The 13,666-nt window shown below is 70.6% G+C and carries 11 protein-coding genes and 2 pseudogenes; 4 read left to right on the plus strand and 9 right to left on the minus strand.

All coding sequences use genetic code 11. The features are described from left to right. Nucleotides 1-5 precede the first annotated feature (5 nt). Nucleotides 6-1,619, plus strand: a complete 1,614-nt coding sequence (locus tag AB0M67_RS17870) for an iron ABC transporter permease (protein ID WP_365746341.1) — start codon at nucleotides 6-8, stop codon at nucleotides 1,617-1,619. Next, a complete protein-coding gene (locus tag AB0M67_RS17875; protein ID WP_365746343.1) occupies nucleotides 1,619-2,701 on the plus strand; it encodes an ABC transporter ATP-binding protein in 1,083 nt (360 codons plus the stop codon). The genes AB0M67_RS17870 and AB0M67_RS17875 overlap by 1 nt, the downstream gene beginning before the upstream one ends. Here AB0M67_RS17875 and AB0M67_RS17880 read toward each other — a convergent pair. From AB0M67_RS17880 to AB0M67_RS17905, 6 genes are all read right to left on the minus strand, one after another. Further along, on the minus strand, nucleotides 2,650-3,081 hold the full coding sequence (locus AB0M67_RS17880; protein WP_365746415.1) for a nuclear transport factor 2 family protein: 432 nt from the start codon (nucleotides 3,079-3,081) through the stop codon (nucleotides 2,650-2,652). The genes AB0M67_RS17875 and AB0M67_RS17880 overlap by 52 nt on opposite strands. Nucleotides 3,082-3,414: 333 nt before the next feature. Beyond that, nucleotides 3,415-4,539: a Rossmann fold nucleotide-binding protein gene (locus AB0M67_RS17885; protein WP_365746345.1), complete on the minus strand. Its 1,125-nt coding sequence runs from the start codon at nucleotides 4,537-4,539 to the stop codon at nucleotides 3,415-3,417. A 160-nt stretch (nucleotides 4,540-4,699) separates the two neighbouring features. Then, entirely contained in the window at nucleotides 4,700-6,034 is a 1,335-nt protein-coding gene (locus AB0M67_RS17890) for a hypothetical protein (RefSeq protein WP_365746347.1), read from the minus strand. Then, a complete protein-coding gene (locus AB0M67_RS17895; RefSeq protein WP_365746349.1) occupies nucleotides 6,016-6,744 on the minus strand; it encodes an ATP-binding cassette domain-containing protein in 729 nt (242 codons plus the stop codon). Before AB0M67_RS17895 ends, AB0M67_RS17890 begins: the two co-directional genes overlap by 19 nt. A 240-nt stretch (nucleotides 6,745-6,984) precedes the next feature. After that, nucleotides 6,985-8,364: an aspartate aminotransferase family protein gene (locus tag AB0M67_RS17900; RefSeq protein ID WP_365746350.1), complete on the minus strand. Its 1,380-nt coding sequence runs from the start codon at nucleotides 8,362-8,364 to the stop codon at nucleotides 6,985-6,987. Continuing rightward, a complete protein-coding gene (locus AB0M67_RS17905; protein ID WP_365746417.1) occupies nucleotides 8,349-8,789 on the minus strand; it encodes an Lrp/AsnC family transcriptional regulator in 441 nt (146 codons plus the stop codon). The genes AB0M67_RS17900 and AB0M67_RS17905 overlap by 16 nt, the downstream gene beginning before the upstream one ends. 268 nt (nucleotides 8,790-9,057) lie before the next feature. Here AB0M67_RS17905 and AB0M67_RS17910 point away from each other — a divergent pair, with 268 nt between their 5' ends. Continuing rightward, complete coding sequence (locus AB0M67_RS17910) at nucleotides 9,058-10,497, plus strand: gamma-aminobutyraldehyde dehydrogenase (protein ID WP_365746352.1); 1,440 nt, start codon at nucleotides 9,058-9,060, stop codon at nucleotides 10,495-10,497. Between the two features lie 366 nt (nucleotides 10,498-10,863). Continuing rightward, nucleotides 10,864-11,736, plus strand: coding sequence for an MIP/aquaporin family protein (locus AB0M67_RS17915; RefSeq protein ID WP_365746419.1), 873 nt, complete (start codon nucleotides 10,864-10,866; stop codon nucleotides 11,734-11,736). A gap of 76 nt (nucleotides 11,737-11,812) precedes the next feature. Here the strand turns inward: AB0M67_RS17915 and AB0M67_RS17920 are convergent. From AB0M67_RS17920 to AB0M67_RS17930, 3 genes and pseudogenes are all read right to left on the minus strand, one after another. Next, a pseudogene (locus AB0M67_RS17920) lies at nucleotides 11,813-12,373 on the minus strand (serine hydrolase domain-containing protein); the annotation flags it as partial. A gap of 13 nt (nucleotides 12,374-12,386) precedes the next feature. Beyond that, a pseudogene (locus AB0M67_RS17925) lies at nucleotides 12,387-12,667 on the minus strand (sensor histidine kinase); the annotation flags it as partial. 127 nt (nucleotides 12,668-12,794) lie between these two features. Continuing rightward, nucleotides 12,795-13,610, minus strand: a complete 816-nt coding sequence (locus AB0M67_RS17930; protein ID WP_365746354.1) for an SAM-dependent methyltransferase — start codon at nucleotides 13,608-13,610, stop codon at nucleotides 12,795-12,797. Nucleotides 13,611-13,666 lie beyond the last annotated feature (56 nt).

The following is a 13,666-nucleotide window of genomic DNA, read 5'->3' on the forward strand; positions in this document are numbered from 1 at the left end:
CCCTCATGGCCCTGCCCGTCGCGTTCTTCGCGGTCTTCTTCGCCTACCCGGTGGCCGCGATCGTCGGCCGGGGGCTGAAGACGGACGGTGGCTGGCGGCTCGGCCGGATCGGGGACGTACTGACCCGCCCGGACATCCTCGACGTCCTGTGGTTCACCACCTGGCAGGCGCTCGCCTCCACCGCGCTCACCCTGCTGATCGCGCTGCCGGGCGCCTATGTCTTCGCACGTTTCGACTTCCCCGGCAAACAGCTGCTGCGCGCGGTCGTCACCGTCCCGTTCGTACTGCCGACGGTGGTCGTCGGCACCGCCTTCCTGGCGCTGCTCGGGCGCGGCGGACTCCTCGACGAGCTGTGGGGCCCCCGGCTCGACACCTCCGTCTGGGCGATCCTTCTCGCGCATGTCTTCTTCAACTACGCGGTCGTCGTCAGGACGGTGGGCGGCCTGTGGTCGCAGCTCGACCCGCGTCAGGAAGAAGCGGCGCGGGTACTCGGCGCGGGACGGCTCGCGGCCTGGTGGCGGGTGACCCTGCCCGCCCTCGGCCCCGCCGTCGCCGCCGCCGCGCTGATGGTCTTCCTCTTCACCTTCACCTCCTTCGGGGTCGTACAGATCCTGGGCGGCCCCGGCTTCTCCACCCTGGAGGTGGAGATCTACCGGCAGACCGCGCAACTCCTCGATCTGCCCACCGCCGCCGTGCTCACGCTGGTGCAGTTCGCGGCGGTCGGCGCGGTCCTCGCGGTGCACGCGTGGACCGTACGGAAGCGGGAGGGCGCCCTGCGGCTGGTCGACCCCGCGCTGACCGCCCACCGGCCGCGCGGCGCCGGGCAGTGGGCGCTGCTCGGCGGGGTGCTCGGCACCGTACTGCTGCTGATCCTGGTGCCGTTGGGGGTCCTCGTCGAACGCTCCCTGAGCGGTTCCGGCGGGTACGGACTCGACTACTACCGGGCCCTCGGTTCGGTGGATTCCAGCGGCGGCACCTTCCTCGTACCGCCGCTGGAGGCGGTCTGGAACTCCCTGCGGTACGCGCTCGTCGCGACCGCCATCGCGCTGGTGGTGGGCGGACTGGCCGCCGCCGCGCTCACCCGGCGCGCGGGCCGTCTCGTACGGGGCCTCGACGCGCTGCTGATGCTGCCGCTCGGGGTCTCGGCCGTGACCGTCGGCTTCGGCTTCCTGATCACGCTCGACAAGCCGCCACTGGATCTGCGGGCTTCCTGGATCCTGGTGCCGCTCGCCCAGGCGCTGGTGGGGGTCCCCTTCGTCGTACGGACGATGCTGCCGGTGCTGCGCGCGGTGGACGGACGGCTGCGCGAGGCGGCGGCCGTCCTCGGGGCGTCGCCGCTGCGCGCCTGGCGGGAGGTGGATCTGCCGATGGTACGGCGGGCGTCGCTGGTCGCCGCCGGATTCGCGTTCGCCGTCTCGCTCGGCGAGTTCGGCGCGACGGTCTTCATCGCGCGACCGGACCGGCCGACGCTGCCGGTGGCCGTGGCGCGGCTGCTGGGGCGGCCCGGCGAGCTGAACTACGGGCAGGCGATGGCCCTTTCCACGGTCCTGATGGTGGTGTGCGCGGTGTCGCTGCTGGCGCTGGAACGTATCCGTACCGACCGCTCGGGAGAGTTCTGATGGCCTTGCTGACCCTGTCGGACGTGACCGTACGGTTCGGCGCCCGCACCGCGCTCGACGCGGTGGATCTGGAGATCGCCGAGCACGAGATCGTCTGTGTGCTCGGGCCGAGCGGCAGCGGCAAATCGACTCTGCTGCGGGTGGTCGCCGGGCTCCAGGAGCCGGCCGGCGGACGGGTGGCGCTCGACGGCGCCGACCAGTCGGGGGTACCCGTACACCGGCGCGGGGTCGGCCTGATGTTCCAGGACCATCAGCTCTTCCCACAGCGTGACGTGCGCGGCAATGTCGCCTTCGGGCTGCGGATGCGCGGCGCCGCCCGGGACGAACAGGCCCGCCGGGTCGAGGAGTTGCTCGACCTCGTCGGACTGCCGGGGGCCGGCCGCCGGGCCGTCGCCGAGCTGTCCGGCGGCGAACAGCAGCGGGTCGCGCTGGCCCGCGCGCTCGCGCCGAGCCCGCGGCTGCTGATGCTGGACGAACCGCTCGGCCAGCTGGACCGGGGCCTTCGCGAACGGCTCGTGGTCGAACTGCGCGGCCTGTTCGGACGGTTGGGTACGACCGTGCTCGCCGTCACCCATGACCAGGGCGAGGCCTTCGCGCTCGCCGACCGGGTGGTGGTGATGCGCGACGGCCGCATCGCCCAGACCGGCACGCCGCTGGAGGTCTGGCAGCAGCCCGCCTCCGCCTTCGTCGCGCGCTTCCTCGGCTTCGGCAATGTCGTGGACGCGACGGTGAGCGGCGCGCTCGCCGACACGGTCTGGGGCGGGATCCCGGTCCCCGGCGGATCGGCCCAGGGCGAGCGGACGGTACTGGTACGGCCCGCCGGCGTACGTCTCGTGGCCCCCGGCGAAGGGCTGCGCTGCACGGTCGGGGCGCGTACGTTCACGGGTGGCCGCGTCACCGTACTGCTACAGCCCGACGGACCCGTCGGCGCGCCGGACATCGAGGCCGAGTGCGGGCTGCGCGACGCGCCGGAGGAGGGCGCCGAGGTGGGGGTCGCCTTCGCCGTCGAGGAGGTGGTGGTACTGGCCGCTCAGGACCGACCGGGCGTGCAGGCGGCGGCGATGGCCAAGCTGTCCTCGTAGACGCGATAGCCGGTGATCAGGCCGTCCTCGACGGTGAGCCGCATCGCGAAGGGTGAGCGGAACGCCTTGCCCGTGGTCCGTACGGTCCCCGCGAGCGTGCCGCTGAGCATCGCCTCCGTACCCTCCACGACGAGGGCGTCGACCGAACCCGCGGCCGGATCGGGGGTCTGGCCCTCGGCCAGTTCACGGAAGTGGTCCGCGACATCGGCGCGGATGGCGCGCGGCCGGAGCCATGGGACGGCGGGGTTCTCGGCGATCCGCCAGTCGACCCGTTCCGCGAAGAGGGCGGCGATCCGGCCGGGATCGCCCTCCGCTATGCGGCGCAGCAGCTCCTGGACGGTGGCGCGGGTCCGGTCGGTGCCCGTGTGGTCGGTGTCCATGCGGCCGGTGCCGGTGTGGTCGGTACGGAGGGTGGCCGCGCTGTCGGTCATCTCGTCGTCTCCTTGTGTTCGCGCCGGGCCCGTACGGGCCCGACGAGGACGACCCTGCCGCGTGGCGCGCCGCCGCGTCGATTACCTCGCGGGTCATTGCGCCGCGGTGCCCGGCCGCACCGACGAGATCACGGACCGGCTCGTGGCGCTGCTCCGCGACCCCGGGACCGCCCGGGAGATGGGGCGCAAGGGACGCGAGTGGGTGCGTACGGAGTGGGACCGGGACCGTTCCTACGAACGGCCGGCCGCACTGCTCGCCCGAACCGTCGGCAGGCCCGCTTCTCAGCCCGCCGCGAGCCGGGCGAGCGCCGCCGGTGCCTCGTCCACCGTGTCGACGAGCGCGATACGGGACTCCATCCGGCGTTCTCGCGCGAGCGCCGTCAGCAGCGGCCAGGCAGGCAGCCGCTCCGTCCAGTGGGCCCGGTCGACCAGGACCATCGGGGTCGGCTCGCCACGCGACTCGTAGTAGTTCGGCGTCGCGTTGTCGAAGATCTCCTGGACCGTGCCCGCCGCGCCCGGCAGGAAGACCACTCCCGCGTTGGAGCGTGCCAGCAGGCCGTCCTCGCGGGTGGCGTTGGCGAAGTACTTGGCGATGTGCGCCGCGAAGGCGTTGGGCGGCTCATGACCGTAGAACCAGGTGGGGATCCCGACCGACGCCTCGCCCTTGGGCCAGCGCGTACGTATGTCGAAGGCGGCCTGTGCCCAGTCGGATATGGAGGGGACGAACGACGGCGCCTTCGCGAGGATGCCGAGCGCCTCGTCCAGCATGTCGTCGGGGTGGGCGGCCGCGTACGCGCCGAGGTTCGCGGCCTCCATGGCGCCGGGGCCGCCGCCGGTCGCCACGGTCAGTCCTGAACGGGTGAGCGAGCGGCCGAGCCGTGCCGCGCCGGCGTACGCGTCGGTGCCGCGCGCCATCGCGTGCCCGCCCATCACCCCCACCACCCGGGTGCCGACGAGGAGTTCGTCCAGGGCGTCGGAGATCGCGTCGTCATGCACCGCGCGCACCATGGACGCGAGGATGTCGCCGTCCGACTTCGTCCGCTGGAACCACGCGTACGCGCGGGCGTCGGGCGTGGCCTCGTAACCGCCTTCCGCCAGCCCCTCGAAGAGGTGGTCGGGCGAGTAGACGAAGCCCCGGTACGGATCGAACGGGAGATGGGGAACGGGCGGGAAGACCATGGCGCCGTCGGCCCGTACCTTGTCGGCGGCGCGGGGCTCCATGGGACAGCCGAGGAAGACGGCGTCGGCGGTGTCGGTACGGAGCAGTTCGGGTGTACGGGCCGTCAGATCGACGGACTGCACCCGGTATCCGCCGAGCGTTCCCGCCCGGACGACGTGGTCGAACTCGTCGAGGGACTCGATCTCACGGTCCTGGGCGTGCGCGGGAGACGCTGCGTCGTTCGGCATGGGGTCACGATAGGGCGTGGCCGTCGGGGAGTTGCGGCCCGGGCCCCGAGCAGCCGGCCTCCGTGCGCCGGGCCCGAGCAGCCGAACAGCCCCCGGACAGCCGGAACCGGCCGTGCCCCGCGCTCGGGCGGGGCACGGCCGGTTCCGGGAGAAGCGCCGCTCAGGTGGTCAGCGGAATCGCGGCCAGGGCCGCCACTGCCCAGGTCAGCGGGGCGAAGACCACAAGGATCGTGGTCGCCCGCACCGCCGCCGCCGTACGCAGGAGCGCGGCGGGTGCGCCGAGCCGGGACAGCGACTCGGTGGTGGCGATCCGGGCCTGTCTGGCCTCCAGGAACGCCGTCAGGACCGTGGCCGCCGTACAGCCGATGACCAGGGCGGCGCCGAGGCCGGTGAGCGGGCCGAAGGGCCGTTCGTCACCGGGCCCGTACAGGGACGCCGCGGCGAACGCGCCCGAGACCACCGCGCACAGCACACCCAGCGGGCGGCCGATACGGCGTGCCTCGGCCATCAGCGTGCGGCCTGCCAGCAGCCGGACCGCGCCGGGGCGCATGGCCTGGAGCAGCAAGCCGCAGAGATGGGTGATCCCCGGTCCGGCCAGGGCCAGGCCGATCGCCGTCAGCGCCCAGCCCGCCAGCACTCCGGCCGAACTGCCGTCGAAGTGGCCCGGCAGCGGCGGCGGGGTGCCGCCACCGCCCCGGCTCGCGTAGGTCTCGACGGCGAGCCCCGCCGCCGCGATCGCGACGCCCCACGGCAGACCGGCCGGCGCCGGTGCCGGGTCGGGGACGCGCACGGGCGTCATGACCCGGGCCTCCTCGACGACCGGGTCCGGGGCCATGGCCGCATCCGCATCCGCATCCTCGGCCGTCGCCGTCGCCGTCGCCGTCTCCAGGGCCTGGTCCGAAGCCGGGTCCATGGCCGCCGGGTCCGCGGTCGCCGCCATGGCGATGGCGGGTCTGGCCGGCGCCCTGATGGGAGCGGGCCGCGGCCCGGTCGTGGTGCGCGTCCGCAGCGCCAGCCAGGTCGCCACCGTCGCCACCACCGGCACCGCCGCCAGCAGCGTCAGCGCCGCGCCCAGCGGCAGCGGCCGGCCGGCGGCGAGCAGTTTCGCGGCGTCGCCGTCGAACGGCATCCCGGTCAGATCACCGCGCAGATGCAGGAAGAACAGCAGCGCGACCGCGCTGCCCAGCGTGCAGGTCACGGCGGTCGACGAGGCGGCAAGCGCGGCGAGCCGGGACGGCCCGAGGCCCACCGCGGACAGCCCGGAGCGCGGCAGGGTGCTCTGATCCGTACGGGCCGTGGCGACCGCGAACTGCACCGCGGCGGCCAGCGGGATCAGACACCAGAGCAGCCGCGACTGGGATCCGGCCGGATGGTCCAGCGCCCAGCCCAGCGTGCACAGCAGAAGGAAACCGACCCCGGCCGAGGACGCGGCGACCAGCAGCCGGCGCAGCAGGACCAGGGGGTGTGTGCCGAGGCTTAGACGGAGAGCGAGCACGCGGCCCGGCCTTCCGCCTCGGACGGCCGGGTCGAGTTGACCCGTCGTCCGTCCATCAGTGAGACCGTACGGTCGGCGAGCGCCATGAGTTCCTCGTCCAGGGTGGCCAGGACGACGGTGATCCGGTGCGAGCGTGCCGCGGTGGTCAGCGTGCGCAGCACCTGCGCACCGTCCGAGAGATGCAGCGCCGCCGTCGGCTCGTCGGCGAAGAGCACCGAGGGCGTGGTGACCAGCGCACGGGCGACGGCGACGCGCTGCCGCTGGGCCTGGTACAGGGCGTAGGGACGCTTTCGGGCGCAGTCGCCGATGTCGAGGCGTTCCAGCCACTCCATCGCCGCCGTCCTGGCGGCGCGATGGGACGCGCCGAGCATCAGCAGGGGCAGGGCCGCGTTCTCCCAGGCGTTGAGCTCGGGGACGAGGGACGGCTCCGGGCCGATCCAGCTGAAGCGGTCGCGGCGCAGCTGTTCGCGGAGCGGAGCGCTCATGGTGTGGACCGGCGAGCTGTTGAACCAGACCTCGCCCTCCTGCGGCACCAACTGGCCCGACAGGCACTGCAGCAGAGTCGTCTTGCCGCTGCCGCGCGGGCCGCTCACGGCGAGGATCTCCCCCTCGCGTACGCCGAGCGAGACGCTGTCGAGTGCGGGGGAGCCGTTGTGGGAGTAGTTCAGAGAACGCGCCCAGAGCACGTCGTTGTCGGGTGGGGCCACCATTGGCGTACACCTCGGTTCGGATTTACCTCCCCCGTCCGGGGGAACGAAGGCTGCGACGATCGGTCACAGGGCACGGTAGGGATTCGAAGCCGGGAGTACGGACAGCACACGGCCCGGGTGCCGCCCTTCTCACTCGAAAGGCGGCACCCGGGCCGTCATGCGGGGTGGGTTCCGTACGGTCGATCCGGTAAGGGAACCGGCCGGCGGAACCCGGTGGAACCGGGCGGAGGACCGGCACCGTCAGAGCTTGGTCCACGCCTCCGTCAGCACGGACCGCAGGATTCCCTCGATCTCGTTGAACGTCGACTGGTCGGAGATCAGCGGCGGCGCCAGCTGCACGACCGGGTCGCCTCGGTCGTCGGCCCGGCAGTACAGACCGTTCTCGTACAGCTCCTTGGAGAGGAAGCCGTACAGGACGCGCTCGGTCTCCTCGTCCGTGAACGTCTCCTTCGTGGCCTTGTCCTTCACCAGCTCGATGCCGTAGAAGAAGCCGTTGCCGCGCACGTCGCCGACGATCGGCAGATCGTGCAGCTTCTTCAGCGTGTCGAAGAAGGCGGACTCGTTGTCCAGGACGTGCTGGTTCAGGCCCTCGCGCTCGAAGATGTCGAGGTTCGCGAGACCGACGGCCGCCGAGACCGGGTGGCCGCCGAAGGTGTAGCCGTGCAGGAAGGTGTTGTCACCCTCGTAGAACGGCTCGGCGAGCCGGTCGGAGACGATGCACGCGCCGATCGGGGAGTAGCCCGAGGTCATGCCCTTGGCGCAGGTGATCATGTCCGGTACGTAGTCGAACTTGTCGCACGCGAACATCGTGCCGAGCCGGCCGAAGGCGCAGATGACCTCGTCGGAGACGAGCAGGACGTCGTACTGGTCGCAGATCTCGCGGACCCGCTGGAAGTAGCCGGGCGGCGGGGGGAAACAGCCGCCTGCGTTCTGCACCGGCTCCAGGAAGACCGCTGCGACCGTCTCGGGGCCCTCGAAGAGGATCTGCTGCTCGATCTGGTCGGCGGCCCAGCGGCCAAAGGCCTCGGGGTCGTCGCCGTGGATCGGGGCGCGGTAGATATTGGTGTTCGGGACCTTGTGCGCGCCGGGGACCAGCGGTTCGAACGGCGCCTTCAGGGCCGGCAGACCGGTGATGGACAGGGCTCCCTGCGGTGTGCCGTGGTAGGCGACGGCGCGCGAGATGACCTTGTACTTGGTCGGCTTGCCGGTCAGCTTGAAGTACTGCTTGGCGAGCTTCCAGGCGGTCTCGACCGCCTCGCCGCCGCCGGTGGTGAAGAAGACCTTGTTGAGGTCGCCCGGCGCGTAGTGGGCGAGCCGCTCGGCCAGCTCGACGGCCTTGGGGTGCGCGTACGACCAGACCGGGAAGAAGGCCAGCTCCTGCGCCTGCTTATAGGCGGTCTCGGCCAGTTCGTGGCGGCCGTGCCCGGCGTTGACCACGAACAGTCCCGAGAGACCGTCCAGATAGCGCTTGCCCTGGTCGTCGTAGATGTAGGTGCCCTCACCACGCACGATGGTGGGCACGGGTGCGTTCTCGTACGACGACATGCGGGTGAAGTGCATCCACAGGTGGTCGTACGCGGTCTTGGAGAGGTCCTTGCTCACGGCTATCGGGTTCCCCACATGTAGGTCTGCTTCTTCAACTTGAGGTAGACGAAGCTCTCGGTGGAGCGCACGCCGGGGAGCGCGCGGATCCGTTTGTTGATCACATCCAGCAGGTGGTCGTCGTCCTCGCAGACGATCTCCACCATCAGGTCGAACGAGCCCGCGGTCATCACCACGTACTCGCACTCGTCCATGGCCGACAGCGCGTCGGCGACGGGATCCAGATCGCCCTCGACATTGATGCCGACCATCGCCTGGCGCCGGAAACCCACGGTGAGCGGGTCGGTCACGGCGACGATCTGCATCACGCCCTGGTCGAGCAGCTTCTGGACGCGCTGGCGCACGGCCGCCTCGGAGAGGCCCACGGCCTTGCCGATCGCGGCGTACGGGCGCCGCCCGTCCTCCTGGAGCTGCTCGATGATGGCGAGGGACACGGCATCGATGGACGGCGATGATCCGTTCCCGGTCCTGGAATCGGTCCTGGACTCTGTCCTGGAGTCTGCGCTACGACTGGCCACGCGCTTCACTGTGCCCTGCGACTCGTCTGTCCCGCAACCCCGTAGCGATGGAATTCGTTGTTGAGGCGACCAAATCTCACCGAATCCGAAGTTATGGAGGGGTCGGCCTGTCGAAAGCGTCGACCGACCGATTAAGGTGGGTGTCTCACCCATCGGACATTCCGATACGTAACTTCTGACAGGAGGGGTGGCAGTGACCACCGAGCTGCGCCGGCTGCGTAACTACATCAACGGAGAGTTCCGGGACGCCGCGGACGGGCGGACCATCGAGGTGGTCAACCCGGCCACGGGCGAGGTGTACGCCACCTCCCCGCTCTCGGGGCAGGCCGACGTCGACGCCGCCATGGAGGCCGCCGCGGCGGCCTTCCCGGCCTGGCGCGACACCACTCCGGCCGAACGCCAGAAGGTACTGCTCAAGATCGCGGACGCCTTCGAGGAGCGGGCGGAGGACCTGATCGCCGCGGAGTCCGAGAACACCGGCAAGCCGCTGGAACTGACCCGTACCGAAGAGCTCCCGCCGATGGTGGACCAGATCCGCTTCTTCGCGGGCGCCGCCCGGATGCTCGAAGGCCGCTCGGCCGGGGAGTACATGGAGGGGCTCACCTCCATCATCCGCCGCGAGCCGGTCGGCGTCTGCGCGCAGGTCGCGCCGTGGAACTACCCGATGATGATGGCCGTGTGGAAGTTCGCGCCGGCCCTCGCCGCGGGCAACACCGTGGTGCTCAAGCCGTCGGACACCACCCCGGCCTCGACCACACTGATGGCGGAGATCATCGGCGCGATCGTCCCCAAGGGCGTCTTCAACGTCATCTGCGGCGACCGCGACAGCGGCCGGGCGATGGTCGAGCACCCGATTCCGGCGATGGCCTCGATCACCGGTTCCGTACGGGCCGGCATGCAGGTCGCCGCGTCGGCGGCCAAGGACGTCAAGCGCGTCCATCTGGAGCTGGGCGGCAAGGCGCCGGTCGTCGTCTTCGAGGATGTCGATATCGCCAAGGCCGTCGAGGACATCGCGGTGGCGGGGTACTTCAACGCCGGACAGGACTGTACGGCCGCCACCCGCGTCCTCGTCCATGAGTCGATCCACGACGAGTTCGTGACGGCGCTCGCGAAGGCCGCCGCCGACACGAAGACCGGCGCGGCGGACGACGAGGACGTGCTGTACGGCCCGCTCAACAACGCCAACCAGCTGAAGCAGGTCTCCGGCTTCATCGAGCGGCTGCCCGCCCACGCCAAGGTCGAGGCGGGCGGCCACCAGGTCGGTGACAAGGGCTACTTCTACGCCCCGACCGTCGTCTCGGGCCTCAAGCAGGACGACGAGATCATCCAGAACGAGGTCTTCGGCCCGGTCATCACCGTCCAGTCCTTCACGGACGAGGCGCAGGCCCTGGAGTACGCCAACGGTGTCGAGTTCGCCCTCGCTTCCTCGGTGTGGACCAAGGACCACGGGCGGGCGATGCGGATGTCGAAGTCGCTGGACTTCGGCTGTGTGTGGATCAACACCCACATTCCGCTGGTCGCGGAGATGCCCCACGGCGGCTTCAAGAAGTCCGGCTACGGCAAGGACCTCTCGGCGTACGGCTTCGACGACTACACGCGTATCAAGCACGTGATGACCTCGCTCGACAGCTGACCCGGCCACGGGAGCGCGTCCCGGCGGGGCGCGGAATTCCCGCTCAGGGGGCGGGTGATGGACTTCTTGTCCATCGCCCGCCCCTTTCGTATGCGCAGGGCGAAAAATCCTCACCCGAATGGCTCTCCTGGCTGTGTGACATTCCCTCAGCTGCGCGCCGGGCTCACCGGGCGCATTCCGCCGGACGGTCCTACAGTCGCTTCTACCAAGGTCCGCTCGGGTCGTCCGAAGGCTGTCCAAACGCTGTTCGCGGGCCGCCCGGAGACTTCCCGAAGACCGTCAGGAGCAGGAGGAGCGATGGCGACCACCAGTACGGCGACCACCAGTACAAAACGTCGCGGCTACCGGGAAGGACTCAATGGCGAGCTGCTCGCGGAATTCCTGGGAACGTTTGTGCTGATCCTGCTGGGCTGCGGGTCGGTCGCCGTGGCCGTCGCCGGACTCCCCGGATCGGGCCGCCAGACGGTCGCGTTCGGCCCGGCGAACTGGCTGATCATCTCGTGGGGCTGGGGTCTCGGCGTGGTCTTCGGCGTGTATGTCTCCGGAGGTATCAGCGGAGGGCATATCAACCCCGCCGTCACGCTCGCCTTCGCCGCGCGCCGCGGATTCCCCTGGAAAAAGGTCCTTCCGTACTGGGGCGCGCAACTCCTCGGCGCCTTCCTCGGCGCCGCCGTGGTCTTTTCCGCGTACAGCTGGGCCATCGACGATTTCAATGGCAAGGCCGGAATCGACAGGGACCAGTCGCTCTCCACCTTCTCGATTTTCGCCACCTTCCCGGCCGAATACTTCGGTAGTTCCTGGTGGGGTCCTTTCCTTGACCAGCTCATCGGCACCGCGATTCTCCTCATCCTGGTCTGCGCGCTCATCGACACACGCAACAGCGGACCTCTGTCCAATCTCGCACCGTTCCTGATCGGGCTGGTCGTCTTCGCGATCGGACTGAGCATCGGAACGAACGCCGGATACGCGATCAACCCCGCGCGTGACTTCGGGCCACGGCTGTGGACGTACTTCGTCGGCTGGGGGGATATCGCGCTACCGGGCACTTTCCAGTGGTTCAGCGGCTACTTCTGGATCCCGATCATCGGACCGCTGGTCGGCGGACTCATCGGCGTCTTCGTCTACGACCTGTTCATCGGGAAGGTGCTGACGGAGCGCGCCAAGGAGGTGAAGCCGCCGGAGACGCTCAGGGCGGAGGAGCCGGGACCGTCGAGGGGGGACCCGGGCGTGGACCTGTGACGGCGCGGCCGGGGTCCGCCTATACGGACGGGACCCGGCTACGCGGCCGGGACCGGCCTATACGGACAGGATCCGGTTACGCGGCCGGGACCGGACCATCGGACGGCGCGCCGAATGCGGCGACCATCAGCTTCAGCGCGGTCGGGTTCATGTCCCGGCCCTTCGCGTCCGTCGCGTTGACGCTGTACACCAGGGTCCGGGAGAGGTCCCGGGTGGCGGCGATCGCCGTGTTGTAGCCCCACCGTCCGCCCGTCTTGCCCCACACCTGGCGGCCCCCGAGCGTCTTCACCGACAGACCGGCGCTGTACGCGGCGGGGTCGCCCGAGACATGGTCACGCACGGACGGGTCCGGCAGGGTGAACATCTCCGCCAGCTGCGGCTCCGGCACCACCCGGCCCCGGAACAGAGCCTGGACGAACCGTTCGAGATCGGCGGTGGTGGAGATGAGGTCGCCCGCCGCCCAGCTGTCCGTGGTTCCCCACACCGTCACATCGCGCAGCTCGACGTCCCCCTCGGAGCCGCCGCCGGCCCGGGGGAAGGACTGGTAGCCGTGGTTGTGCGGGCCCCTGATACGCGGGTCGTCGCCGGGGAAGTACGTGTCGAGCAGACCGAGCGGTGCCAGAACGCGGCGATGGACCCCGTCCGCGTACGACGCGGCGGCGCGCCGGGGACAGCGCGGCGACCGTGTAGAGCGCCATCAGGCTGGTGTACGGCAGGGTCTGGCCCGGACCGTCGAGCGTGAACCTGTAGAGGATCTGTGCCGCCAGCACGGCGAGCAGCACGGTCACGGGCGCCCCGCGCCGCCAGATCAGCGGCAGCACGGCCAGCGTGGTCAGTCCGTACGACGGCCAGTCGGCGGGCGGCAGTCCCGGTCCGCGCGGCACGACGAACGGAATGGTCACCGCGGCCTGGATGAGCAGGGCCCCCCGATGTCGACGGCCCACGGACCGGCACCGGACGGCGCTCCGGCTCCCGGTCTGCCGGCTCCCGGTCTCCCTGTTCCCGCCGTCCCTGTTTCCGCTGTTCCCGCTGTTCCCGCTGTTCCGGTTCCAGGCACGTCAGGGCTTGCGGGCCACCACGCCGAACTGGGCCACTTCCACCGCGCCGTCGTCCCGGCGGGGGTCGGGGCGCCAGCGCGCGCAGGAGACGATGCCCGGCTCCAGCAGCTCAAGACCGGCCACGAAGGACTCGATGTCCGCCCGGCCGCGGGCGGTGATCGGCGGAGTCGCGTTCTCGTTCCAGAACCGCATCGCCTCAGCATTGCCGTCGCCGCCCAGTTCCAGCGTGGGGTGGGTCAGTACCAGATAGCTGCCGGACGGTACGGCGGCCAGCAGCTTGCGTACGATCGACCGCGCGTCGTCGGTGTCGAGGACGAAGTTCAGGATGCCGAGCAGTATCACCGCCACCGGCTGCCGCAGGTCGAGCGTCGGCTCGACGGCGGCCAGGATCCCGTCCGGGTCATGGGCGTCCGCGTCGATGTACTCGGTGGCGCCCGCGGCGGAACCCGTCAGCAGCGCGCGGGCGTGCGCCAGCACGATCGGGTCGTTGTCCACATAGACGATCCGGGACTCGGGCGCGATCCGCTGCGCGACCTCATGGGTGTTGTCGACGGTGGGCAGGCCCGTGCCGATGTCGAGGAACTGCCGTATGCCCAGATCACCGGTGAGATGACGGACCACACGGCCGAGGAACGCCCGGTCCGCGCGCGCCACTTCACCGATGCTCGGGTAGAGGCCGGTGACCTGGTCGCCGACCGCGCGGTCCACCAGATAGTTGTCTTTGCCGCCCAACCAGTAGTTCCAGACACGCGCGTTGTGGGCGATGTCGGAGCGGATACGCCCCGTCGCACGCGGGTTGTTGTGGTCGTCGGCCATATCTTCTCCTCTGCTCGACTCCGCACCTGCCGCGCTCGCCGTGATCACGGGAGGGA

It is taken from the genome of Streptomyces sp. NPDC051662 (assembly GCF_040681655.1).
In the GTDB taxonomy this organism is placed as follows: domain Bacteria; phylum Actinomycetota; class Actinomycetes; order Streptomycetales; family Streptomycetaceae; genus Streptomyces.

Excerpts from the sequence above, each read along its gene's own strand:
- AB0M67_RS17870 (WP_365746341.1), top strand. The coding sequence starts at position 6 with ATGGCCCTGCCCGTCGCGTTCTTCGCGGTCTTCTTCGCCTACCCGGTG.
- AB0M67_RS17875 (WP_365746343.1), top strand. The coding sequence starts at position 1,619 with ATGGCCTTGCTGACCCTGTCGGACGTGACCGTACGGTTCGGCGCCCGC.
- AB0M67_RS17880 (WP_365746415.1), bottom strand. The coding sequence starts at position 3,081 with ATGGACACCGACCACACGGGCACCGACCGGACCCGCGCCACCGTCCAG.
- AB0M67_RS17885 (WP_365746345.1), bottom strand. The coding sequence starts at position 4,539 with ATGCCGAACGACGCAGCGTCTCCCGCGCACGCCCAGGACCGTGAGATC.
- AB0M67_RS17895 (WP_365746349.1), bottom strand. The coding sequence starts at position 6,744 with ATGGTGGCCCCACCCGACAACGACGTGCTCTGGGCGCGTTCTCTGAAC.
- AB0M67_RS17930 (WP_365746354.1), bottom strand. The coding sequence starts at position 13,610 with ATGGCCGACGACCACAACAACCCGCGTGCGACGGGGCGTATCCGCTCC.